The organism is Anaerotignum neopropionicum (assembly GCF_001571775.1).
Lineage (GTDB): Bacteria > Bacillota > Clostridia > Lachnospirales > Anaerotignaceae > Chakrabartyella > Chakrabartyella neopropionicum.
Genome location: NZ_LRVM01000006.1, coordinates 22988 through 46065 on the forward strand (window position 1 = coordinate 22988; position 23078 = coordinate 46065).

Sequence of the window (23078 nt, forward strand, 5' to 3'; positions counted from 1 at the left end):
TATTTTTAATTAATCCATTAAAAATAATGTGTTTTTCTTGTTCGCTTTAACTACTCCGTTTTAATTGCTGATAAAGCACTTAGCTTCATGGCGCGCTTTGCAGGCAAATACCCAGAAAGAATGCCAATTACCGTCGCAAAACCAATCGATCCCAAATACAGCCACAAAGGTATCGAGGAATTCATATCACTGCCTTGCCTCATGGCTACAAAATTAACCAAATTAGAAGTGGCAAAGCTTACGCCAACACCCACAATACCACCTGCAAAGCCGATAAAAGCCGCCTCCGTTAAAAAAAGAAGCTTAATATCCCTTAACGAAGCACCAATTACCTTCATAATACCAATCTCTCTGGTTCTTTCATAGATTGCCATAACCATAGTATTAGTAATACCGATTGCAGCAACCACCAAAGAAATTGCACCAATGGCACCCAGAACCATACGCAGCATTTTCGTGGTCTCCTTCATCGCATCCAGTTCATCCGATAAGCTTGAGGCACGATAGCCCATGTCTTTAATCTGCTGCTGCACAGCTTGAACATTTTTAATATCATTCACCTTAACCAAAACCTGTTCATATTCATTGGTCTGTCCTTGGCTGCTCCCACTAAAGGAGCCATAACGATCTTTTTGCCACTTTTTTTGTTCTTTGTCAATTTTCTCAACTTCCTTCAGTGGCATAATTACGCTCCAACTGTTACTTCCATCGGCAGGCATTGTCCCCACCACTTCAAACTTGTTTGCCTTCACCGATTTATCGGCATATTTGGTTCCATAGTTCCAGTCGTAGGTAACCTCCACCTTTTCACCAATTAAATCCAACTGGGGCGGTTCCGAATTTCTTCGCATCTCCCAGTTTAGCTTGGGATCATAAAATTCAACGCCACCACCAACAACAATTGCCTTTACATCCTCTTCGCCCAGCGCACGTCCATTATCAATTTTATAGCCCATAGCCTCCATCGTTTCCGGCTCCAGTCCTATAATGCTAGCATCCGCTACGTATTTTCCGCATCCTAACATTAAATATATCTCTTTCATAGGGGAAGCGGCCTCAACATAGGCCAACTGTCGGAAACCCTCCACTGCCGCCGCGTCAAGTTTCACCTGTTTGGCTTGACTTGACTTAGTGCTTTGGGATTCATCCTCCATCCCATAATAATTGCCTCTGTCACCATTGGGCGAATAAACATTAATCACCTGTAAGCTTCCCCAGTCCTCCAACTGACGGGCAAAGCTTTCATTCATGCCAATCCCAATGGATACCATTACAACGATAGATGCCGTGCCAATTACCACGCCAAGAACGGTTAAAAAAGTTCTGAGTTTTCGCTTCAACAAGTTGCGAAGAGCCATATTTAATAAGTCTCTTGTACTCATAAAGACATATCCTCTCTGTCATCATCATCGTCGTCGTCATTTATGTCATCTGTGTTTTCAGCAAAGCTATGATTCGGCTCTTGCTTCTGGCGTTTAATGAAAACAAATAATCCCATGGCAAAAAGAGCCAAAATTGCAACGGAAATTATTATTTTTTTCATATCCAAGGGCTGTGCATCATTTTCCATATCATCCATATCTTCGGGCATCATGGGCTCCATAACATTTAATATAAAATCTCTGGTTTCCTCCATAACTTCTCCACTTGTATCTTCATAGGAAATCACAATGCTTACCGGTACCTCACCACTTGAAATAGGTGTAAAAGAGGTTTCAAAATATTCACCTGCTCCCGATTCCATGTTTCCAATATATGTATTTTTGTTTTGACACTCCACATCACCCTCAACTTTGACCATTACATTATTCAGCGTTACCTTTCCCGTATTGTAATAACCAAAGGAAACCGTTATAGGGGAATACATTTCAACCATATCGGGTATTGCAAAATCATCTACTTGCAATGCTGTAACCTGCTTTACGTTAATCCCCAGCAGCTCTTTTGCAGTAAATTCCTTTCCCGAAGCATCTTCATACTCAAAGTTTACCGTTAAGGTATACGTTTTAGGCTGTGCATCGGGAACAACGTATAAACGCAATTGCTTTTCCACCGATCCCTTGGGGCCAATTTGATCAAAGTAAAACGTATTACTGCTATTTACAGGTGTAAATACATTACCCGATTTTTGGCTATCAGAAGATGTTTCTTCAGCCAAGGTTAAATACATTTTAATATTCTTAACGCCCTTTTCGGCATGGGTGTTTAAAATCTCCGTATTTAGATTAAATTCTTGCCCCGCCATAACAATCAGAGGGTCACACTCATATCTGCTCACAATCAGCTTGGGTTTGCTTTCATTGTCATCATCTGAATCAGGATTATTCACATTTACCCCTGCAAACTGCTTAAAGGAAGAAACCGCCGTTCCCCCTGAAGTATATTCCGTGGTAAATTGTATTGCATAGTTTTGAGATTTTGAAGCCGCAGTCCCCGCAAAGGTAAAGGAAACGGTAGTTGTAGCCCCTGGAGCCAGCTCGGAAATTGTTTTTACACTTGCGGATTTTGGTACCACTGCCGAAGTATCCAGTGCTTCTGCCGTTACTGTAATACTTTTTGCAGCAACCTTTCCGCTGTTGTATAAATCAAAGGCGATTGTAAAATTCTGGTTTACCCCATAAACCCCACTAGGCTCCTTCATATTTCGGATTTCCAGTTGGGATTTCTGCCCGGCAACACCACCCACATTTACATAATAGGGCAATTCCTTTTCAACACTTTTGCCAAATTCATCTTTAAACTTTAATTTTATATTTACAGGATAATTGCCTGCCGCCATATCCGCACTGGCAACCAGGGAAAAAGCAAAATCTATGCTGCCGCCTTTTGGAATACTGGAATAGTGCTTGCTGCTAAAGCCGCCGCTCAAACTGATTTTTTCTGTTTCTAAGTTGCTCAAACTAACATCCACATCCAGCATATCTCTCTCGCCATCATTCAAAATTTTACCAGTTAAATTGGCACTGCTGCCAGGCGACATGCTCTCAGGGCTAAGCTTCATGCTGTCTAATTTATAGCTGGGGTCTTTGTCAAACCCTTTCATTTTTAGATAAACAGTATCCGAGCTTGAAAAAGACGAATCATTTATATTTGTATATGTAAAATTCAATGTAACAGGATAGCTAGCCTCTTTTACTTCTCCCGTGATATTAACAATCAACGTAATCGACTTATAGCCGTTTGCACCCATGCTTCCAATGCTTCCGCCTCCCTGCACCGAAACACTAAATGGATCAGACCCGCTTTTTTGAGGGCTGACATAAACAGTTTGTGCTGTTGCGCCACCCTTGTTTTTCACCTGGAGTGTAATACGGTTTTCCTGCCCTGCCACAATCTCTGTGACTGTATCTCCACTAACTACGATTCTGGGAGAACCGCTATCGCTAATATCATCAGCCAATACCATTGCTGTTTGCCCCAGTATTAACGAAAGTATCATCCCTACTGCAAGCACCTTCTGAAACAACCTTTTTGCCATCATTCTTTCTCTCCTTCAATCTTTGTTTTTTCTTCAATTTGTTCCACCTGTCCATCCGACAGCATTACAATACGATCTGCATAATCAGACAACTCAAGGTCATGTGTTACAATTACCAGCGTCTGATTATTTTTTTTTGCTAAACCTGTAATCAAATCCATCATTTCAAAGGTTGTACGGGTATCCAAATTTCCCGTAGGTTCATCCGCAAATACTACCTGAGGGCTATTGATAAACGCTCTTGCAATACTCACTCTTTGCTGCTGACCGCCGCTCATTTCTTGCGGCTTATGGTTTGCTCTCTCCTCCAAGCCAACTGCCTTCAGCATTTCCATCGCTCGCTCGTTTCTCTCCCTAAGGGGAACGTTTTTAAAAATCAGCGGCAACGTTACATTCTCCATGGCAGTAAGCGTAGGCAGAAGGTTATAAGATTGAAATACAAAACCAACATATTTTTGCCTAAAATCCGCCAATTGATCCTCGTTCATTCGCTCAATATGTTTTTTGTTGAATATAATTTCACCGGAGGATGGTTTTTCCAACCCTGCAATCAAATTTAACAAAGTCGATTTGCCTGAACCCGATTTTCCAAGCAAACAACAAACCTCCCCCTGGCGTATATTTAAATTAATGCCATTTACCGCTTGAATTTGTTCCTTGCCCATTTGATAGATCTTTTTTACATCCTTTATTCGAATCACACTTCGTCCCAAGCTTCACACTCCCCTCAAAAATCCTTTCTAAGCCAATTTTAATTATATTTTTAATTTATACTAACATATAGTTGTTACAAAAATTATCCAGAAAACTTAAATATTTCTTAACAATGACATTTTCCCCTCCGCATTTTTGCGTTTGCGTTGTATTGCCTCGTCCTCTGTGCTATTCTACAAAAAAAGGGGGCGGTTTTTTGATTACAATATTTAACCGTAAAGAGCTTATAATTACTTATTCTATGGAAAAACAATCAAAGATACGAAATTTGCTTGCCGAACATAACATTGACTATTCCATTTCAACCCTTGGTAATATGATGCAATCCCATGACAGCAACTTTAGCAGCTTTGGCATTAGGGTGAACCCACCGACAGAATACCGAATTTATGTAAAAAAACAAGATTATGAAAAAGCCGTTCATCTTCTAAACGATATTCGATAAATAAAGTTCCACTTTTTGTAAAAAAACTCTTGGAATTTATACTTTTTTGTATAATCTCCAAGAGCTTCGTTTATTGCTTATATTTATTTAGCCGATTGGCGGATTCTGCGTCCACATATACTTCCAATAAAACGCCCTCTGGCGTATGCTCCTCACGAATGATCTCACATCGCCCATGAACCCAGCCCATCAAACCGCCCTCTGTGTAGGGAACCAATGCAACCAAAGAACTTCGAAAGCTTTTTAGCAGATTTTCCACCGTTTTCAACATTCCCTCTAAACCATCTCCGGTAAAGGCCGAAATTTGAGCAATCTCCCGTGCCTGTGTATCCAAAGGCAAAGGTAATTCTACGTCCCTGTCCATTTTGTTGAATATGGTTATCACCGGGGTATCTGCGCACCCCAAATCATCCAGGGTTTTATATACCACCTGCATCTGCTCCTGCCGGTTGGGATTTGACGCATCCACCACATGGAGCAAAATATCCGCATATTTTAATTCTTCCAAGGTTGCTCGAAAGGCCTGTACCAAATGATGGGGCAGCTTTTGAATAAATCCAACGGTATCTGTCAATAAAATTTCAGAACCATTGGGCAGCGCAACCTTTCTTGTGGTTGTGTCCAAAGTTGCAAACAGCTTATCCTCTGCCAAAACCCCTGCATCCGTTAATTTATTGATTAAAGTAGACTTCCCTGCATTTGTATACCCCACCAAGGATACCACAGGCGTCCCTTTTTTCCCTCTTTGGCTGCGCAATAATTGGCGATGTGTCTGAATTTCCTTTGCAGCACTATTTAATTCTGCAATACGGTCTTTTATATACCGTCTGTCCGTTTCCAGCTTTTTTTCACCAGGGCCTCTTGTACCAATACCGCCGCCAAGTCTGGACATAGATGCGCCCATGCCCGTCAAGCGAGATAACCGGTATTTCAGCTGTGCCAATTCCACCTGAATTTTCCCTTCACCGGAAATCGCCCTGCCTGCAAAGATATCCAATATTACAATGGTTCTGTCCATCACCTTGGTTTCCAACATTTTTCCCAAATTTTTCAGCTGTGCAGGAGAAAGCTCGTCATCGCAAACAACACCCGAAGCATCATATGCTTCCAGCATCATTTTTAATTCCTCAATTTTCCCCTTACCAAAGTAATGCCCTGGATGCACCCGCTCCCGTTTTTGTACACATCTAGCCACCGCCACCGCTCCTGCCGTACGCACCAGCTCCTCCAGTTCGTCCAAGCAGGCGTCTGTTTCCATGGCGGAACGGCTGTTGCGTTCCTCCGGCTCTACGGCAAACAGAATGACTCTTTCCTCTAAATCTGCCGTATCATGTAAATCTCTCGCCATATATTTCCTCCTTTTTTGCCCCAAAAAAGCCTTAAACCCCTCTTAACCAAACACCGTCAAAAGAAAACGCCGCAGGACCTGTCATATATACATGGTTATCTTCTTCGCTCCAATAAATTGTCAATTCACCGCCCAGCAAAGATACCTGAATCTCTCTATCGCAAAAACCGTTTAAAATAGCCGCAACCGCCGATGCACAGGCACCTGTACCACAAGCAAGTGTCTCGCCACTCCCTCTTTCCCAAACACGCATTTTAATATGATTTTTGTCAAAAACCTGCACAAATTCAACGTTTGTCTTGTTTGGAAAGAAGGCATTCATCTCCACCAACGTTCCATATTCCTCCACAGGCAAGGCTTGCGCATCCTCCACAAAGGTTACTGCATGGGGATTTCCCATGGATACACAAGTAAACGCTAATTCCTTCTCGTTGACTGTAATTTTTTTCCCAATCACAGGACTGCTTTCGTGAAGGACAGGGATATTGTCCGCCTCTAAAATCGGCTCTCCCATATCCACCCCCACGGTTTTTACAATTTCATTTTCAACGTTTAATGACAAATAACGAATTCCGCCGGCAGTTTCCAAAGAAATTTCCTTGTTCTGCGTCATTCCCCGCTCAAAAACGTATTTTCCAATGCATCGAACAGCATTTCCGCACATTTCCCCCTCCGAACCATCCAAGTTAAACATGCGCATGCGAAAATCCGCCTTTTTTGAGGGCATAATTAAAACCAAGCCATCTGCGCCAATGCCAAAATGCCGCTCACTCATAGCAATTGCTAGTTTTTCAGGCTGATTTACAGCTTCTTCAAAACAGTTAATATAAATATAGTCATTTCCACAGCCTTCCATTTTTGTAAAACGCATTTTCCTCCCCCTTTTATGTAAAGCAGCGGTTTCCCGCTGCAATTTTCATTAATGTCTTGCGATACGAACCGTCGGGTTTTCTTGCGTAACAAAGTTGTATAATGACAAAGACCATAGCCCTGCCAGACCAACAAGACCGAAGATTACTCTGGAAATCCAGAACATGCTTCCACCGAAGATGCTGGTCACAACATCATAGCCAAAAAAGCCAATCAGTCCCCAGTTTAAAGCACCGATAATAACAAGTGTTAAAGCGATACAATTTACAACCTTCATAATAGACCTCCTATAATAAAATTACGGAATAATACCGCTAACCTTATTATCCCTAAGATTCTACTATTTATGAAAAACTTTTTTTCCGATTTTGTCAATATCTAATCCCTTAATATTTCCCACAGCACACCAGCTGACTCTCTCCATATCAAAAACCATATTCGTCACCTGCAAAATATCCTCTGCCGTAACCTTGCTCAGCTTACCAATAACTTCCTCCGTATCTTGTATCTTTCCCCTTAAAAGCAAAGCTGCCCCCGCGGAGGTCATACGGTTTAAGGTGCTTTCCGTTCCAATAATAAAGTTACTGATGAGCTGTTCCTTGGTCACATCAATCAATTTTGTGGGTAATTCTGTTTTCTTTACCTCCATTATTTCTTGGGCAATCAAATCATAAACTTTCTCCAGCTGATTGGGATTCATCCCGCCGCTAATGGAAAATATTCCTGTATCCGAAAAAGCCGTTGTATAGCTGTAAATAGAATAGGTTAAGCCGTTTTCCTCCCGCACCTTTTGGAATAATTTTGAACTCATTCCTCCACCAAAAATTGTATTAAACACGCCAAGGGCATATTTCATAGAATGATCCCGCTCGAGCCCCGGAAAAGCAACACAGGCATGCACCTGCTCCACATCCTTTTCTTTAGAAACATGAGCAACCTGATACGCTGCCTTTGCATTATATTGCGCAAAGGCTTGTTTCCCTTTCCAGCCGCCAAAGGCTTGATTCAGCTGCTCCATGATTTCGTCAGTTTTAAAATTCCCCGCAATGGACAGCACAATGTTCTCCGGCTGATAGTTTCTCTCATAATAATTTCTGATGCTTTCTGCGGTAAAGGTTGCAATTGTTTTCGTCGTACCCAAAATGGGCATGCCCAAAGGTGTGTTTCTCCAAATGGTATCCTGCAAAGCATCATGCACCAATTCCTCCGGTGCATCCTCATACATATTAATTTCCTCCGTGATTACATTACGTTCCTTTTCCACATCCTTTTGTTGAAACAAAGACCGCAAAATCATATCACTCATTACATCTAAGGCTCTGCTAAAGTGCTCATCCAAAACACGGGTGTGATAGCAGGTATACTCCTTTGTGGTATAAGCATTAATCTGTCCGCCCAAAGCATCCATTTCCTCGGCAATCTGCCTTGCGCTTCTGTTTTCCGTTCCTTTAAACATCATATGCTCAATAAAATGAGATACGCCGTTTTCTTCTGGCTGCTCATTTCTCGAACCGTTTTTCACCCAAATACCAAAGGAAATACTTCTAACATAGGTGATTTCCTCTAATGCAACAGAAATTCCATTTTGTAATTTTTTTATAATAACCATATGATCTCTCCCATACAAACACTAATTTTCTTTATCATGTTCCAAATTATGTTTTTTATGCTTGAATAAAAAAGAGGCTGTGCAGGAAAACCTTCCTTCCCACAGCCTCCTAGCTTGTTTAGAGATTATGCTTAATGATTATGCTTTTCATCCTTTGCCTTTTCTTCCTGGGGCAAAGCATCCTTAATTGAGAAATTTAATCTGCCTTGTTTATCAATTTCAACCAACTTTGCAGTTACTATATCACCAACGGCCAATACATCCTCAACCTTTTCCACGCGCTTGTTGGAAATTTTAGAGATATGAATCAAGCCTTCCTTGCCAGGAGCAAGTTCAAAGAACGCACCAAAGGTCATCAATCTTGTAATGGCTCCGGTATAAACCGTTCCCGGAATAGGGTCCTTAACAATGGCATTAATCATATCAATGGCACGCTGAATATCCGCAGCATTCATACCCTTGATGAAAATAGTACCGTCATCCTCAGTGTCAATTGCGCAATTTGTTTCTTCAATAATCTTTTTAATTACCTTACCTCTTGCCCCGATAACCTCTGCAATTTTTTCAATGTCAATCTGCATAGAAGCAATCTTTGGTGCATAAGCGGAAAGCTCTTTTCTAGGCTCAGCAATGGCCTTTAACATTACTTCGTTTAAAATATACTCTCTTGCTCTGCCTGTCTGCACGAAAGCCTGCTCAATCATGGCAAAGGTCAAACCTTTGATCTTCATATCCATCTGAATAGCGGTAATTCCTTCACTGGTACCGGCTACTTTAAAGTCCATATCGCCAAAGAAGTCCTCAACACCCTGAATATCTGTAATTTCAACGAAATCATCGTCAGAATCTCCCGTTACCAAACCAACGGAAATACCTGCAACAGGACGCTTAATAGGCACACCCGCTGCCATCAAGGACAACGTTGAACCGCAAATGCTTGCCTGAGAGGTGGAGCCGTTGGAGCTTAAAATATCAGAAACCATACGAATTGCATAGGGAAATTCTGCCTCGCTGGGAATAACGGGCAATAAAGCTCTTTCGCCCAAAGCACCATGGCCGATTTCACGTCTGCCTGCGCCTCTAGAGGTCTTTGCTTCACCAACGGAATAGCCAGGGAAGTTATAGTGGTGGATATAACGCTTTCCAGTTTCGTTGGTATCCAATCCATCCAAACGCTGTCCTTCGCTGATCATACCCAATGTGGTTACTGTTAAGCACTGTGTCTGTCCTCTGGAGAACAATGCAGAGCCGTGAACGCGGGGCAATACATCAATCTCTGCGGAAAGCGTTCTAATTTCTTCAAGACCACGGCCGTCAGGACGCTTGTGATCTCTTAAAATCATACGTCTAACCGTCATCTTTTCAAACTTGTAAATGATTTCCCCCAGCAATTCGTCAAGGTTTGCATCTTCGCCATAAATGCCAGCTAATTTTTCGCCTAAGGCTTCCATTGCTTCCTCTGTAATCACCCGAAGCTTTGCGTCTCTGTCCTGCTTCAGTTCAGCAAACACCGCATCTTCCATTTTCGCATCGGTAATATAGCCTGTCACCAAGTCATAAGCTTCCTGGTTAATGACATGCTCCTCGTAAACTGCTTTTTCCTTGCCTTCTTTTGCAACGATTTCTTTGATAAACTTTACAACCTCAAGATTGGTATCAAAAGCCAAGTGAATTGCTTCCATCATCAAAGCATCGGGAATTTCATCAGCCCCTGCTTCAATCATCATAACCTTGTCCTCTTTTGAAGAAACAGTCAAGGATAATTTGGATGTTTCTCTTTGTTCAGCCGTAGGGTTTACAATCAGCTGTCCATCGCAATAGCCAATGCTTACGGAAGAGAGGGGGTCGGTAAAAGGAATATCAGAAATATTCAACGCTAAGGATGCACCAATCATGGCAATTACCTCAGGTGCACAATCCTGATCTACGGACATAACTGTTGCAACAATGGCAACATCGTTTCTGTAATCCTTGGGAAACAAGGGTCTTAAAGGTCTGTCGATGCATCTAGAGGTTAAAACCGCCTTTTCAGAGGGTCTGCCTTCTCTTTTGATGAAGCCGCCGGGAATTTTACCAACGGAATAAAGTCTTTCTTCATAATCAACGCTCAGAGGGAAAAAGTCAATTCCCGGTCTGGGCTTTTCCGATGCTGTAGCGGTTACTAAAACAGTGGTTTCACCGTAACGTAATACTACCGCACCATTGGCCTGTTCCGCAACTCTGCCAATTTCAGCTGTTAGCGTTCTTCCTGCTAAATCCATGGAATAAGTTCTAAACATAATGAATTCTCCTTTTGTTTTTTTCTTCTTTGCACCATAGATCTTCAGCTTCGTCTACACTCCTTAGTCTATAAACAAAGCTGGAAATCTATAGTGCCACACACTTTTTTGTTTTTAAATCAATAGAAGAAAAGAGAGGAATTCCCCCCTCTCCAAACTGTAAACAAAGTCATTTCTATACAACGGAAGGGTTTGGGAAACAAAAAGTTTCCCTCATGGAATCCGCAGGATGAGCTTTGCCCATCCGAGGAAAATAGGGGGTTTTGAAACCATTTGGTCTCAGAAACTCATCTGTTTTTCCGCTGTTGATTTGAAAAAAGCTTGAAGGTACTGAGCTTTTTTCAAAAGGTGGCGACTCTGTCGACGCCCTGAAAAGAGGCATTTCCCTCTCTCTTCCCTATATGGCAATTCTTACTTTCTCAAACCAAGTTCTGCAAGGATCGTACGATATCTTTCAATATCTAAATCCTTCAGGTAGTTTAAAAGACCTCTTCTTTGACCTACCATCTTCAAAAGACCTCTTCTGGAATGGTGATCCTTCTTATGCTCCTTCAAGTGCTCTGTAAGCATTGTAATTCTTGCTGTCAAAAGAGCAATCTGTACTTCAGGAGAACCTGTATCATTAGGGGTTCTGCCATATTTTGCGATAATTTCCTGCTTGTTAATTGTTGTCATTTTGTTTTCCTCCTTGGAAATAGTATTATTGCGCATCCCCAAAGACTAAGTAATGGTCGGAGTTTCCAAAAACCGAGTCCCGGTTTTACAGCATTTTTATTTTAGCATACTCCATCAATCTTTGCAAGAAGAATACGCTAAATCTCTAGGTTTTTCCTCGTATTTTCCTTGTTCTCTTTTATAAAATCCAGTTGAGAAAGAATCACTGCCGCAAAAACCACAGCAAAGCCTATGGCGATTCTCTGTGTGATTTGCTCTTTATATAATATAACTGAGAAAATTACACCAAAACCCGATTCAAGGCTCAATAAAATTGTACCTACTGTTGCATCTATATATTTTAACCCAATACTTTGAAAACTTAAACATAAAGCCGTTGAAAATATTGCCAAATACAGCACATTTCCTGCTGCTGCCCAGCTAATCGTATGTGGTAAGGTTCCCGTTACAACAACAGAAAGCCATCCCCAAACCGCCGCTACACAAATTTGGAGCATTGTCAAAAGCATAGGATCTCTTCCTCTGCAAAAATACGCAATAGAAATGATGTTTGCTGCAAATGCAATACTGCAAATAAGGGTAATGCCATCGCCAAAAGAAATTCCCAAATTCCCCTCCAAGGAAATCAGTCCAATTCCAATCAAGCAAATGGCAGCAGAAATAACATGATTTTTCTTTGGTCTTTCCTTCATAAACGCCCAGCCTAAAAAAGGAACAATAACACAGTAGGCGGCCGTTAAAAAAGCACTCTTTCCCGGTGTTGTGCCAAAGGTCATAGCAAAGGTCTGTAATCCCGTTCCTAATGCCATGGTTGTTCCGGAAACAATTCCCCCCACCAAATAGCCCTTGTCAATCCGATGCCATTTTTTCACCGTTGCAATGGCTGTCAATACTCCTGCAATGGTAAAACGCGCCGCAACAATAAACGAGGCGGAAACCTCATCTACAGCAAATTTTTGAAACACAAAGGCACTGCCCCAAATAGCGGCCGTTAAAATCAATAATACGGTTGCCCATATTTTTTTATTTTGACCCATATATTTTCACCCCAATTTTTACTCTTGGGCGCTTTTCCAATTTTCCAGATAATCTTGTGATGCAAAATATTCTTTTGCCTGTTCTGCATTTATTTGAATTTGCTGACGTAATTCCTCAACACCGGGGAATTTACGCTCACAACGTAAAAATTTATAAAAAAATGTCTGTAGCGTTTCTCCGTAAACATCCTGATTAAAATCCAGCAAATAGGTTTCCACAATCTTTTGGGTACCGTTTACCGTAGGGTTAATTCCAATATTGGTCACACCATAATAAAACCTTCCGTGATACAAGGTTTTCGTTGCATATACTCCGTTTGGAGGAAATAGCTTTAATGGGTGGGCAATAATATTCACCGTAGGAAATCCAATGGTTCTGCCCAATTTTTTTCCTTCCGAAACTGTACCTAAAATAAAATACGGTTCTGTTAACATGCAGTTTGCATCCTCTAAATCCTTTTGAATCAAGCACTTTCTGATTCTGGAAGAGCTTACCCTTTCTCCCTCAAACAAAACAGAAGGTACTGCAATCACCTTTACGCCTCTTTCTTCTCCCAATCTTTGCAGCATTGCATAATCTCCGGAGCGGTTCGCACCAAAGTGATAATTTTCCCCTACAATCAAAACACGGCATTGCAACTTTTCAAAAATCAGCTTAATAGCGAAATCCTCAGCACTCATAGCTGCAAATTCCTGGTCAAAAGGATACTCAATATAAGCATCCACCCCCATACGCTCCATTGTGAATTTTTTTTCCGAAGGAGCCATAATCAGCGCAAAATTTTCTTTTTTCCCGAACACCAGCATAGGATGGGGAGAAAAGGTAAAAACAACACTTTTCAAACCCTCGTCCTGGGCAAATTGCTTTGTCAATTGAATCAACGCACGATGTCCCAGATGCAGACCGTCGAAATTGCCCAGCGTTACCGCTGTCGGTTGATTCTGTTCAATGTGTGTACCCGCGATATGTTCCATTTTTCTACTCCTTAAATCAACATCTTAAACGGTTTGATAAAAAAGTCTTCCCCTTCTTGCATAACTGAATATATGCCGACTAAATTCTTTTCATGGTCAAAAACCGTAACCACTTGACCTTTCTCAAGTTCTTTTTCTGCCCGAAAAAAATGGCCGCGAATTTTTCCGCCATTATATAACAGCTTCGTTGCTTTTTCCAAAACAAAAACCTTTTCATACTCCCCCAGAGCATCCTCCAACTTTAAAAGAGCCGTTTCTATCTGTCCCGATTCTTCCAACGCCTTTAATTCACCAAGGGAAATGGCATTTTCCAACAAAAAGCCTCCTGTTGCCGTGCGCAAAAGGCTAGCCATGTGTCCGCCGCAGCCCAAAGCCTTTCCAATATCAGCGCATAAGGTTCGGATATAAGTACCCTTAGAACAGTCCACATCTATCTCAACCTGGAAGGGAGGAAGAAAACGGCGGATTCTTATATCAAACACCGTGATTTTCCTAGCTTTTCGCTCAATTTCCTTTCCTTCTCTTGCCAATTCGTACAGCTTTTTGCCGTTGATTTTTATAGCAGAATACATAGGCGGTACTTGTTCTATTTCACCAATAAAAGCTTTTACAGCCTCTCTTATCTTTTCCTCATCAAAAGCTACTGGTTTTTCCTCCAGCACCTCCCCAGAAGCATCCTCCGTTGTTGTGGTAATTCCCAAATGAAGTATGGCTCGATAGCTTTTTCGTCCATCCATAATAATTTCCGCAAGCTTCGTTCCTTTGCCAACACATATGGGCAATACCCCTTGGGCATCAGGGTCCAGAGTGCCTGTATGCCCAACCTTTTTCATATGCAGCGTTTTACGCACCACTGCAACAACATCATGGGAGGTAAACCCCTTTTCTTTATAAATATTTAGGATCCCGTCCAAAAGGTCTCCCCCTTATAACATTTTTTCTATCTCAGCAAAAACCATTTCCTTTGCCTTTGCAATGGGTGCCGCAATGGTACACCCTGCTGCTTTTATGTGTCCGCCTCCGCCAAATTTCTGCGCCAAGGCACAAACGTCATAGCCGTCATTTCCACGAAAGCTGGCTTTTACATCCATTTCATTCTTTTCATAGAAAAAACAAGCAATTTTAGTGTCATTTACGCCCTTCAGATAATTAATAATTGCATCAAGCTCTTTATTTGTACCGTTACATTCCCCAATATCCTGCATGGTAATGGAGCTGCAAATTAATTTCCCGTCAAAATGAATTTCCGCCTTGTCAAAAGCCCTTCCCATAATCTTCATTTCAGAAAAATTTCGGCTGTCGAATAATGCATTATAAATTTTGGTGAAGGGAATATGGTAAGCCATCAACTGCCCCACTGCCTCCATGGTGGTGGGTGTTGTGGAAGAATGGCGAAAACCGCCGGTATCATAAATAATCCCAGCATACAACGCAGATGCAATATCACCATCTATGGGAAAATGTCCTTTTATCAGCTGATATACAATTTCGCAGGTGGAGGATGCATTCTCCTCCACATAGTTGTATTGCCCAAAGAAGGAATTGCTGGCATGGTGATCAATATTTATCGTGGAATTTGCCCTTTGAAAAACCTCCGCGGCTCCTTGCAGCCGTCCCATATCTCCGCAATCTAAGGCTATGAAAAGCTCCGCTTTGCTCACATTTTCTTTTTCCGTGATCAAATCGCCATTGGGAATAACGGCATACTTTTTGCTAAAGGGCTCTAAAAGCACTTGAACATTCTTCCCCATTATACGTAGGGATGCCGCCAAGGCAAGGTTTGCTCCAATGGCATCTCCATCCGGGTTTGTGTGTCCGCCAAGCACAATCGTTTCATTCGCCAAAATGATTTCTCTGATTTTTTCTAAAGAATCATTCCTCTCCTTCATTGGCTTCCTTCTCCTTTAAATCCTTGGAAATTTTACGAAGCAACTGTTCCATGTGGATTGCATATTCCGCGGATTCATCCAATTTGAACGTAAATTCCGGCGTAATGCGCAAATTAACCCTCTGGGCAACCAAACGGCGAATAAATCCAGTAGCATTCTTCAACCCTTGCATCACGCTGTTTTTTTCTTCATCATTGCCCAAAACAGACACATACACCTTGCAGTATTTCAAATCAGGAGTCGTTTCAGCCCGTACCACACTGGTCATAGAGCCAATGCGAGGATCCTTTAATTCCCCTCGTATAATCTGAGAGAGTTCTTTCAAAATTTCATCATTAATTCGAGAAATTCTTGGATTGTTTTTCATCTTGTCACCTAATTATCTGGGCACCTCTACCATTGTGAAGGCCTCTACCCAGTCACCTTCCTTTAAATCATTAAACTTCTTAAACACCAAGCCACATTCATAGCCTGCCGCAACTTCCTTTACATCATCCTTGAAACGCTTTAAGCTTTCCAAATCGCCTTCAAAAATCACAATATTGTCACGCAAAATACGAACCTGACAGTTACGAACAAACTTGCCATCCTTCACATAGCTGCCTGCAATTGTTCCAACGCCGGAAGCCTTAAATAACTGACGAATCTCCGCATGTCCCAGTACCTTTTCTTCAAATACGGGGTCAAGCATTCCCTTCATTGCCGCTGTGACATCCTCAATGGCATTATAAATGACACGATATAGGCGCACGTCAACCTTTTCTTCGTCAGCAAAAGCCTTTGCCGCAGGCTCGGGGCGCACGTTAAACCCAATGATAATTGCATTTGATGCAGATGCCAGCATAACATCGCTCTCCGTAATGGCACCCACGCCACCATGGATAATGCGCACCCGCACTTCCTCGTTGGTCAAACGCTCCAAGCTCTGACGAACAGCCTCAACAGAGCCTTGCACATCCGCCTTTACTACGATATTCAATTCCTTCATATTGCCGCTTTGAATCTGAGAGAATAAATCATCTAAGGAAACCTTCTGAGGTGTATCCTTAATCAGGTTTTCTCTGTTCCTTGCGATAATACTTTCTGCAACCTGTCTAGCCTGCTTGTCGCTTTCAGCTACATAAAAACCGTCGCCAGCAGTAGGTACCTCAGAAAGCCCCAAAATTTCAACAGGTGTGGAGGGGCCAGCTTTTTTCACACGTCTGCCCTTATCGTCAGTCATAGCTCTGATTTTACCGTAAGCAGAGCCTGCCACAATGGGGTCACCCACCTGCAAAGTGCCACTTTGAACCAAAACAGTTGCAACGGGGCCTCTACCCTTATCCAACTGTGCTTCAATAATAACGCCCCTTGCATTTTTATTGGGATTTGCCCTTAATTCCTTCATCTCCGCAACCAAAGTAATCATTTCCAGCAGGGTATCAATACCTTCTTGGGAAATAGCAGAAACAGGAACGCAAATAGTTTCACCGCCCCAGTCCTCAGCTAACAACTGGAATTCTGTCAATTCCTGCTTTACACGGTCAGGATTTGCCGAAGGCTTATCCATTTTATTAATAGCAACAATAATTTCAACGCCTGCCGCCTTGGCATGATTAATCGCCTCAACCGTCTGCGGCATAACGCCATCGTCTGCGGCAACCACCAAAATTGCGATATCCGTAATTTGTGCACCACGCATACGCATTGCCGTAAATGCTTCGTGGCCAGGTGTGTCCAAAAATGTGATGGGCTTGCCACCAATCTGAACCGTATACGCACCAATATGCTGTGTAATACCGCCGGCCTCACCTTTGGTTACGCTGCTGTGGCGAATTGCATCCAGTAAAGAAGTTTTGCCATGGTCAACATGCCCCATAACTACAACGACAGGAGGACGTTCCTCTAAAACGCTGTCATCTTCCACTTCTTCCGCAAAAACGGTTTCCATAATGTCTTTTTCTTCTTCTTTTTCCAAAATAACATTATATTCTTGTGCAATGGTAGCCGCAGTATCAAAATCAAGGAGTGCATTGATCGTCAACATTTTACCTTTTTTCATTAAATTCATCACGAGGTCCGAGCCCTTTTTCCCAATCACCTCTGCCAAATCCTTCACTGTAATTGTTTCAGGAATGGTTTTCATCACGGGATTAGGATTTGCCGCTCTTTCAGCTGCTTCCAATGCTTCCAGTTCCGCCATAAGAGCCGCTTCCTCTTCTCTTTCCCGGCGTCTGCGTTCCATGGGGTTTTCCCTTACTTTTTGGTCCTTTTTATTACCCTTTTTATTTTTATCATCCTTTTTGTTTCCGCCACTCTTGGGCTTAGGCGCGCCGCTTTTCTTTTCCACGTTCGTTTTTACTGCTTCATTTTTGTTTGGTTCTTTTTTATTTGGTTCATTTTTGTTTTCTTCCTTCTTGATTACTTCTTTTTTACTCTCATCCTTTTTATGAAAAGGCTTATCACTTTTTTCATGCTTTGCTTGTGTGTTTTTACTGTCTACGTTTCCCTTTTTCACTATTTCCTTTTCAACCGCTTCAACCTTAGGCCTATATAGCCCTTTTACCTTTTCCACGATATTCGCATCTAAAACGCCCATATGGCTGGATACTTCCACACCCATACCCTGTAATTTTCCCATTAAATCCTTGTTTGAAACACCAAGTTCCTTTGCTAATTCATATATACGAGTCTTTGACATTCGCTACACCTCTACTTTCTAAGCGACAAATCGCTTTTCCCTATGTCGTCCACGGCCTATTCCTCTTGTGCCAGCTCCATCAGTCTTTTTGCAAATCCTGCATCCGTCACGGCAAATATCGCCCGCATTTCTTCCCCAACCGCTCTGCCTAAGTCTGTTTTGTCCCCCACTTCAACCAATGGGATTTTATAGTAGGCAGCTGAATTATTGAATTTCTTTTTGGTGTTCGCCGATGCATCTTTGGCAAGAATAAGCAGCTGTGCTGTTTTCTTACGAATTGCATTTTCTACCGCAACCTCACCGCCTGCTAACTTTCCCGCCTTTTTACATAACCCCAAAAGAGAGTACAATTCACTCATTTTCTTCACCACTCAGCTCCGTTAAAAGTTGTTCATATACCTCTTTGGGAACAGCCGCCTTAAAGGAACGTTCCAATCCCTTTGACTTTTGTGCCTTCATCAAGCACTCACTGTTTGGGCAGATATAAGCACCCCGTCCCGGCTTTTTGCCTGTTGTGTCTAACGAAAATTCACCTTCATCGTTGCGAACAATTCGAATCAGCTCTTTTTTGCTTTTCATTTCCTGACATCCGGTACATTTTCTAAGAGGAATTTTTCTTTGTTTCATGCTTCCATCCTCCTTTTCTTATTCCTGTTCTTGTGTCAGTTCCTCATCTTCGCCCTCAACTTCATCCACAGTGCCACTTGCCAAGAAGTTTGTTTCCCTTGCCTGTGTTTCACTCTTTATATCAATTCTCCACCCTGTCAGCTTTGCAGACAGCCTTGCATTTTGCCCTTCTTTTCCAATGGCAAGAGAAAGCTGATGATCAGGCACCACAATTTTTGCGCTTTGCTCATCCTCATTTAACGCCACTTCCAGCACTTTTGATGGGCTTAATGCCGCCGCAATAAATACCTTGGGGTCATCGCTCCAATGAATGACGTCAATCTTTTCGCCTCCAAGCTCGCCCACAATTACGTTTACACGGTAACCGTTTTGCCCAACACAAGCACCCAGGGCATCCACATTTTTATCTTTGGAATAAACGGCAATTTTTGTACGGCTGCCGGCTTCTCTTGCAATACTTTTGATTTCAACCGTACCATCAAATACTTCAGGCACTTCCTGTTCAAATAGACGTTTCACTAACTCAGGATGGGTTCTTGATACAAAAATCTGAGGCCCTTTTGTTGTTTGCTTTACCTCCAAAACATATACCTTTAAGCGGTCCATAAAGCCGTACTTCTCGCCGGGGATCTGCTCGTTAGCTGCTAAAACGGCATCGATTTTTCCCATCTGAATAATAATGTTGCGTCTATCTCTTCTTTGAACGATACCTGTTACTACCTCGCGTTCCTTTGTAATGTACTGGTTATATAAAATTTCTCTTTCCGCCTCACGGAATTTTTGAACCACAACCTGCTTTGCTGTCTGCGCGGAGATACGGCCAAAATCCCTGGGAGTCACCTCTAAGTCAACCACATCCCCCACTGAATAGTTGGGATTTAATACCCTTGCTGCCGGCAGCAAAATTTCGTTTTGTTCATCCTGGATTTCTTCCACCACTGCTTTTTGTGCATAGCAGGCCACATTTCCCGTCTCTCTGTCAATTACAACCTTAATATTTTGACCACTGCCGAAGTTCTTTTTGCAGGCCGAAACCAAAGATGCCTCAATTGCTTCAAAAATAATTTCTTTATCAATGCCCTTTTCTTTTTCAACCAAATTCAAAGCATCCATAAACTCCGCTCTATCCATTTTTTCTATTCCTCCTCTTAGCCCTAAAAAATCACTGCCAATCGAACTGCGGCAACTTCTTTCTGTTCAAACGTAATAACCAGGTTTCCCTCGTACTCAATGGAAATAGCTCCATTTTCCAGCCCCAATAATTTTCCTTGGTACTGCTTTTGACCATCCCTTGCCTTATACAGCTTAATATCAATTATTTCCCCACGATATTTTTCGAAATCCGCTTCCTTCTTCAATGGGCGGTCAATCCCGGGAGAACTCACTTCTAAAATGTAGGCCTGTTCAATAGGGTCACCGGCATCCAACCCTGCCTCCAGCGCACGGCTTACGCCCTCACAATCATCAATATCCACGCCGCCCTCTTTATCGATATAAACTCGTAAATACCAATTTGCACCCTCTTTTACAAATTCCAAATCAACCAATTCCAAGTTTTTCTCCGCAATAATGGGTTCCAAAAAAGGCATTATCTTTTTTTCCGTATTGCTTATTTTCGCCATTCTCACACCTCAATTTTTATAAATTAGCCTATGCAATAACAAAGAGTGGGTATTTACCCACTCTTTTGTCCGCATACTATAAGTTTCTTGCTCCAGTATAACACCGTCCAATGTAAAATGCAAGACCTTTCCTATTTTTTTCCGCCTTGTATTTCGCCCTAAAAAACCTTTCCTTATTGGATATGTCCACACTTTCTTGTGCAAATAATTCTTAACTGTTTATCTACATTATAAATTAATTATCCACACAAATTTCCCTTCTATTCATATATTCAGAGAATACTTGCCAATAACGGAGTAAGTAAAATAGGCAAAAACATGGCAGGAAGATAGTTTAACACCTTTAATTTGGTAATTCCAACAATATTTAAGCCCAACGCAAAAATCAAAACTGACCCAACGCAAGTCATTTCTGCCACAACCGCATCCGTTAAAAATGGAGCAACAACCTGGGCAAGCAAAACAATACCACCTTGAAAAACCAAAACAAATACAGCTGAGAGCATTACGCCAATGCCAAGGGATGATGCAAAAATCATTGCAGAAATAAAATCAAGTACAGATTTGGTAAAAAGCATTTCATAATTTGCGGATAATCCCGCCTGCATAGAACCCACAACCGTCATTGCCCCAACACAAAATAATAAGGATGCCGCAACAAATCCCTCTGCAATAGAAACCCTACCCGTATCGCCCTTGAATTTTTCCTCAAGCTTCTTAGCAAACCCATTCAGTTTTGCATCTAAATTCAGACCTTCGCCAATCACAATGCCAATGGCCATTGAAATAATTAAAACCAAGGTATTGCTCCCCTTTAGCGCACCGGACCAACCAATATATAAAGTACAAAGCCCCAGACCCTTCATCATCGCCTCTGAAATTCTGTCCGGAATTCCTTTTTTCACCACCATACCAATACTGCTGCCAATGATAATGGCAATTACATTTACAAAAACCCCTAGCATGTTTATCCCCCTATCTTTTTTATAAGCATTGCAAGTATACCATTTTTTGTAATGTTTGTCCATAAATACAAAACCCTTATCCATGCAAAAATCCCCCGCATTTTACGGGGGATACGCAGCTTATACCATATACTTTGGTTCAAATGCCTTGCTTAAACCTTCTGTAATTGCAGTTGAAAACGATTTTTTTAGATATTGCTTCGTATCAAGCCTTTTTTAAAAATTAATCATGTATGTATGTTTGCAGAATTTCCTCATATTTTCCACTCTTTTTCAGGTTTTTAAGACCCTCGTTGAACATTTCCAAAAGCTCCGGATTTTGCCCTTTCGGGACAATAAAACCATAGGGACTTTTTCGCTCTATATCAGAAATTATTTTAAACTGCAGCCCCTGAGAAATGATATAACCTAATACAGGATAATCTTCAAAAAAGGCTTGGCTGTTTCCCTCCAAAACATCCGTATATACATCCTTGAACTCTTGAAAGATTACAATTTCAAAGCCGTACCGTTCCTGAATGGATTCCGCAAATGCTTCTGCCTCCGTACCAGCAGCAACTGCAACAGCAACTGTTTTCCCTGCTAAATCTTCATAGCTATTAATATCTCGTCTAGATGCATCCGTACCCAAAACGATGCCGCCTTCGAAATAGGGTTTAGAGTAATCAAAAAACTCTTTTCTTTCTTCTGTAATGCTAATTCCCGCCAAAGCACCATCCACCTGGCCTTCTGCCACTGACTGCAAAACTTCATTAAATGTCATATGGCGTAATTCGTAGGTAAACCCCTGATCCTGCGCAACTGCCTCTAGTAAATCTATATCAATCCCTACATACTCTCCCGCATCATTTTGAAACTCAAAGGGTGCAAAAAATACATTGGTGGCAATCACATATTTTTTTGTTTCTGCTGGCATCTCCTGTCCAGTGGTGTTATCTACACTAATTGTAACCTTATGGGTGCGGGTGCAAGCGGTCAACCCCATTCCCATAGCAATTGCCATTATTAACAAATTTATTCTTTTGAATAAAATCATTTTCGAAGCCCCCCATCTTTATATGATTATTATGTTAATTGCTTTTACACCCATTTTTAGATTATTTACAAAGCATATTCAACAAGGAACTGCTGCCTAGTCTGTCTGCACCCGCTTGCAAAAAATCCTCTGCATCTTGAATACTTTTTATTCCACCTGCGGCCTTGATTTTGGTATCTCCAAAAACATGTTTCGCAAATAATTGAATATCAGCTAAGGTTGCTCCGCCTGTGCTAAAGCCCGTACTTGTTTTAATATAATCCGCCTTGGAATGGCTTACAATTTCGCACATGCGAATTTTTTCTTCCTCCGTAAGCAAACAGGTTTCAACAATTACCTTTAGTATCCTGTCACCGCAAACATATTTTATAGCATTAATTTCTTGAAAGATTTTTTGATAAAGCCCTTCTTTTAACCATCCCAAATGGATGACCATATCTATTTCATCTGCCCCATTGTTAATCGCCTCGCTGGTTTCAAAAACCTTTGTTGCCGTAGTCTGATAGCCATTGGGAAACCCAACTACCGTACAAATAGCCACTTTGCCCTGCACAAAAGCTGATGCCTGGGAAACAAAGGATGGGGGAATACAAATCGATGCGGTTTTTTGTTCCATTCCCTCTTTGCATATTTCCATAATCTGTTCCCACTTCGCCTCCTGCTTTAATAAAGTATGATCAATGTGGCTAATTATGAGCCGTTTATCCATATAACACCCTCCAAAATTCATTCATAATCAATTTATCTGCAATACAATACGTCTGTAATGTCATTTTTAAATATTTGCTTATTTCATAACCTATTCTGCACTGCCACTAAAATATCCCAT

The 23078-nt window shown here is 41.7% G+C and carries 23 protein-coding genes; 1 reads left to right on the top strand and 22 read right to left on the bottom strand.

Translation table 11 applies throughout. The features are described from left to right. Positions 1–50 precede the first annotated feature (50 nt). The 3 genes from CLNEO_RS09875 to CLNEO_RS09885 are packed head-to-tail and all read right to left on the bottom strand — an operon-like array spanning position 51 to position 4143. On the bottom strand, positions 51–1382 hold the full coding sequence (locus CLNEO_RS09875; protein WP_066088120.1) for an ABC transporter permease: 1332 nt from the start codon (positions 1380–1382) through the stop codon (positions 51–53). Continuing rightward, the gene (locus CLNEO_RS09880; protein ID WP_066088123.1) at positions 1379–3481 is read right to left on the bottom strand and encodes a COG1361 S-layer family protein; all 2103 of its coding nucleotides are present in this window, start codon (positions 3479–3481) and stop codon (positions 1379–1381) included. The genes CLNEO_RS09875 and CLNEO_RS09880 overlap by 4 nt, the downstream gene beginning before the upstream one ends. After that, positions 3478–4143: an ABC transporter ATP-binding protein gene (locus tag CLNEO_RS09885; protein WP_066088549.1), complete on the bottom strand. Its 666-nt coding sequence runs from the start codon at positions 4141–4143 to the stop codon at positions 3478–3480. The genes CLNEO_RS09880 and CLNEO_RS09885 overlap by 4 nt, the downstream gene beginning before the upstream one ends. A 245-nt stretch (positions 4144–4388) precedes the next feature. Here CLNEO_RS09885 and CLNEO_RS09890 point away from each other — a divergent pair, with 245 nt between their 5' ends. Next, positions 4389–4637, top strand: coding sequence for a hypothetical protein (locus CLNEO_RS09890; RefSeq protein ID WP_066088126.1), 249 nt, complete (start codon positions 4389–4391; stop codon positions 4635–4637). Positions 4638–4707: 70 nt separating this feature from the next. Here CLNEO_RS09890 and hflX read toward each other — a convergent pair whose 3' ends face one another. The 19 genes from hflX to deoC all read right to left on the bottom strand — a co-directional run bounded on the left by hflX (position 4708) and on the right by deoC (position 22958). Beyond that, complete coding sequence (hflX, locus tag CLNEO_RS09895; protein ID WP_066088129.1) at positions 4708–5985, bottom strand: GTPase HflX; 1278 nt, start codon at positions 5983–5985, stop codon at positions 4708–4710. Positions 5986–6016: 31 nt separating this feature from the next. Then, the gene (dapF, locus tag CLNEO_RS09900) at positions 6017–6856 is read right to left on the bottom strand and encodes a diaminopimelate epimerase (protein ID WP_066088132.1); all 840 of its coding nucleotides are present in this window, start codon (positions 6854–6856) and stop codon (positions 6017–6019) included. A gap of 48 nt (positions 6857–6904) precedes the next feature. Then, a complete protein-coding gene (locus tag CLNEO_RS09905; RefSeq protein WP_066088136.1) occupies positions 6905–7132 on the bottom strand; it encodes a DUF378 domain-containing protein in 228 nt (75 codons plus the stop codon). Between the two features lie 63 nt (positions 7133–7195). Beyond that, positions 7196–8464, bottom strand: a complete 1269-nt coding sequence (locus CLNEO_RS09910) for a M16 family metallopeptidase (protein WP_066088139.1) — start codon at positions 8462–8464, stop codon at positions 7196–7198. A 131-nt stretch (positions 8465–8595) separates the two neighbouring features. Beyond that, positions 8596–10743, bottom strand: coding sequence for a polyribonucleotide nucleotidyltransferase (locus CLNEO_RS09915; protein WP_066088141.1), 2148 nt, complete (start codon positions 10741–10743; stop codon positions 8596–8598). 411 nt (positions 10744–11154) lie between these two features. Next, positions 11155–11418 (bottom strand): 30S ribosomal protein S15, encoded by a 264-nt coding sequence (gene rpsO, locus CLNEO_RS09925; RefSeq protein ID WP_066088147.1) that lies wholly within the window; start codon positions 11416–11418, stop codon positions 11155–11157. A gap of 137 nt (positions 11419–11555) precedes the next feature. Next, positions 11556–12455 carry a DMT family transporter gene (locus tag CLNEO_RS09930; protein WP_066088150.1) on the bottom strand — a complete coding sequence of 300 codons (900 nt, stop codon included), beginning with the start codon at positions 12453–12455 and terminating at the stop codon, positions 11556–11558. Between the two features lie 18 nt (positions 12456–12473). Then, positions 12474–13430: a bifunctional riboflavin kinase/FAD synthetase gene (locus CLNEO_RS09935; RefSeq protein WP_066088153.1), complete on the bottom strand. Its 957-nt coding sequence runs from the start codon at positions 13428–13430 to the stop codon at positions 12474–12476. Between the two features lie 11 nt (positions 13431–13441). After that, on the bottom strand, positions 13442–14344 hold the full coding sequence (gene truB / locus CLNEO_RS09940; RefSeq protein WP_066088155.1) for a tRNA pseudouridine(55) synthase TruB: 903 nt from the start codon (positions 14342–14344) through the stop codon (positions 13442–13444). Between the two features lie 12 nt (positions 14345–14356). After that, positions 14357–15319 carry a DHH family phosphoesterase gene (locus CLNEO_RS09945; RefSeq protein WP_066088157.1) on the bottom strand — a complete coding sequence of 321 codons (963 nt, stop codon included), beginning with the start codon at positions 15317–15319 and terminating at the stop codon, positions 14357–14359. Then, complete coding sequence (gene rbfA / locus CLNEO_RS15580; RefSeq protein ID WP_066088159.1) at positions 15303–15686, bottom strand: 30S ribosome-binding factor RbfA; 384 nt, start codon at positions 15684–15686, stop codon at positions 15303–15305. The genes CLNEO_RS09945 and rbfA overlap by 17 nt, the downstream gene beginning before the upstream one ends. 12 nt (positions 15687–15698) lie before the next feature. Continuing rightward, positions 15699–17999 carry a translation initiation factor IF-2 gene (gene infB / locus CLNEO_RS09955; RefSeq protein WP_066088164.1) on the bottom strand — a complete coding sequence of 767 codons (2301 nt, stop codon included), beginning with the start codon at positions 17997–17999 and terminating at the stop codon, positions 15699–15701. A 56-nt stretch (positions 18000–18055) separates the two neighbouring features. Further along, positions 18056–18358, bottom strand: coding sequence for a L7Ae/L30e/S12e/Gadd45 family ribosomal protein (locus CLNEO_RS09960; protein WP_066088167.1), 303 nt, complete (start codon positions 18356–18358; stop codon positions 18056–18058). Next, the gene (gene rnpM / locus CLNEO_RS09965) at positions 18351–18626 is read right to left on the bottom strand and encodes an RNase P modulator RnpM (protein ID WP_066088169.1); all 276 of its coding nucleotides are present in this window, start codon (positions 18624–18626) and stop codon (positions 18351–18353) included. The genes CLNEO_RS09960 and rnpM overlap by 8 nt, the downstream gene beginning before the upstream one ends. Before the next feature lie 18 nt (positions 18627–18644). Further along, positions 18645–19757: a transcription termination factor NusA gene (gene nusA / locus CLNEO_RS09970; RefSeq protein WP_066088172.1), complete on the bottom strand. Its 1113-nt coding sequence runs from the start codon at positions 19755–19757 to the stop codon at positions 18645–18647. Between the two features lie 23 nt (positions 19758–19780). After that, the gene (locus tag CLNEO_RS09975) at positions 19781–20248 is read right to left on the bottom strand and encodes a ribosome maturation factor RimP (RefSeq protein ID WP_066088175.1); all 468 of its coding nucleotides are present in this window, start codon (positions 20246–20248) and stop codon (positions 19781–19783) included. A gap of 272 nt (positions 20249–20520) precedes the next feature. After that, complete coding sequence (locus CLNEO_RS09980) at positions 20521–21213, bottom strand: DUF554 domain-containing protein (protein WP_066088552.1); 693 nt, start codon at positions 21211–21213, stop codon at positions 20521–20523. A 223-nt stretch (positions 21214–21436) separates the two neighbouring features. After that, a complete protein-coding gene (locus tag CLNEO_RS09985) occupies positions 21437–22249 on the bottom strand; it encodes a transporter substrate-binding domain-containing protein (protein ID WP_066088178.1) in 813 nt (270 codons plus the stop codon). Positions 22250–22310: 61 nt separating this feature from the next. Next, positions 22311–22958, bottom strand: coding sequence for a deoxyribose-phosphate aldolase (gene deoC / locus CLNEO_RS09990; RefSeq protein WP_066088179.1), 648 nt, complete (start codon positions 22956–22958; stop codon positions 22311–22313). Positions 22959–23078: the final 120 nt, after the last annotated feature.